At 74.4% G+C, this 2,003-nt stretch carries 1 protein-coding gene; it reads left to right on the forward strand.

All coding sequences use genetic code 11. The features are described from left to right. Window positions 1-77 precede the first annotated feature (77 nt). Window positions 78-2,003, forward strand: a 1,926-nt coding sequence (locus BJF79_RS38600; RefSeq protein WP_262403203.1) for an AAA domain-containing protein, incomplete at its 3' end; no start/stop codon positions are given.

The raw sequence follows: 2,003 nt of genomic DNA on the forward strand, positions 1-2,003 counted from the left end.
GCTCGCGGCGCTGGGGCCGAAGAACGGGTCGCGCGGCTGACCGCGCTGCACGACCGGCTGGCGGCCGCGGCGCCCCGGTGGGCGCGGCGCGTCCGGGAGACCGGCGGGACGCCGCCGCGTGCGGCGACCCGGCCCGGCTCGGCGAGCTGTGGCGGTGGCGGCGCGCCGAGACGTGGCTGCGCGCGATCATCGACGCGGACGATCTCGGCGCCGTCCAGCAGCGCCTCGACGCGGCCCAGGAGGAGCAGCGGCACGTCACGCTCGAACTGACGCGCCGTTCGGCGTGGCTCGCGATGAAGGGCAACCTGGGCGCCGACCGGCGCCGCGCCCTGGTCGGCTGGCTGCAGACCCTGCGCAAGATCGGCAAGGGCACCGGCGCGCACGCGGGCAAGTGGCGGGCCGAAGCGCAGCGGCTGATGCCCGAGGCGATGGGCGCCGTCCCGGTGTGGATCATGCCGTACTACCGGGTGGCGGAGTCGTTCGACCCGGCGGTCGCGCCGCCGTTCGACGTCGTGGTCATCGACGAGAGCAGCCAGTGCGACGTGTTCGCGCTCGGGCTGCTCGGCCTCGGCCACAAGGTGGTCGTGGTCGGCGACGACAAGCAGATCAGCCCGTCGGCCGTCGGGATCCGGCGCGACCGCGTGGACGAGCTGATCCGCACCCACCTGCCGGCGCTGCCGAACTCGATGCTGCTCGACCTGGAGTCGAGCCTGTACGACGCGGCGACGCGGCTGTTCCCCGGGGTCGTCCGGCTGCGGGAGCACTTCCGCTGCCTGCCGCGCATCATCGAGTTCTCCTCGCAGCACTACTACGGCGGGGAGATCCAGCCGTTGCGGGAGGAATCGGATGTCCGTCTGCCGGGGCCCGCCGTGCGGGCGGTGCACGTGCCGGACGGCGTCCGGCGGGACCTGCCGATCGGCGACGTCAACGAGGCGGAGGCGGACGCCCTCGTCGACCGGGTCGTCCAGTGCTGCGCCGACCCCGCCTACGACGGCCGGACGATGGGCGTCATCTCGCTGCTGAGCAGCAGCCGCCAGGCGCAGTACATCGACCGCCGGCTCATGGACAAGCTCGGCCCCGAAGAGTACGAGCGCCGCGGGCTGCGCTGCGGCGACTCCTACAGCTTCCAGGGCGACGAACGCGACGTCGTGTTCGTGAGCGTCGTCGCCGACTCGGCCCGCGCGCCGTTCACGTCCCGCCGCTACGAGCAGCGCGTCAACGTCGCCGCGAGCCGTGCCCGCGACCAGATGTGGGTGTTCCACAGCGTCCGGCCGGACGAACTGCACCCCGAGGACCAGCGGGCGGCGCTCGTCCGGTACGCGTCCGACGGGACGCGCTCCGCGGACCCGGCCGCCGACCTGGAGGCGCGCTGCGAGTCCGACTTCGAGCGCCGCGTCCTGCGGATGCTGATCGCCCGCGACTACCTGGTCACCCCGCAGCATCCGGTGGGCAACCTGCGGATCGACCTCGTCGTCCGGGGCGGCGGGCGCAAGCTCGCCGTCGAATGCGACGGCGACTCGTTCCACGGCCCCGACCGGTGGGAGGACGACCTGCGGCGGCAGACCGTCCTCGAACGTCTCGGCTGGCGGTTCTGGCGGGTGCGCGGCAGCGTGTTCTACCGCGACCCCGAGGCCGCGATGGCCGAACTGTGGCCGCTGCTCGACGAACTCGGCATCACCCCGGGCGAGGAGCCGCCCGAACCGAAGGCCGCCGGACGGCTCGATGCCGCACCGCACCCGACGGGCACGGAGCCGTCCGGGATGCCGCTACACGCGGAACCGCCCGACATGCCGGACATGCCCGCTGGACTCGCACATCCCGCCCCGGTGTTCATGCCCGCCGATCCCATACCTGCGGGCCCCGCGCCCGCCGTCCACCGCCCCAGCGACCCCGCCACCGGCCCGATGCGCGCCGAACCCGTGCCCGGCCGCCCCGTGCAACGCGACCTCGCACCCACGTCCCCCACACCCGCCGTTTTCGGGGAGGGCCGGCCCGCCCCCACC

Origin of the sequence: Actinomadura sp. CNU-125 (assembly GCF_001942465.1) — a bacterium.
Lineage (GTDB): Bacteria > Actinomycetota > Actinomycetes > Streptosporangiales > Streptosporangiaceae > Spirillospora.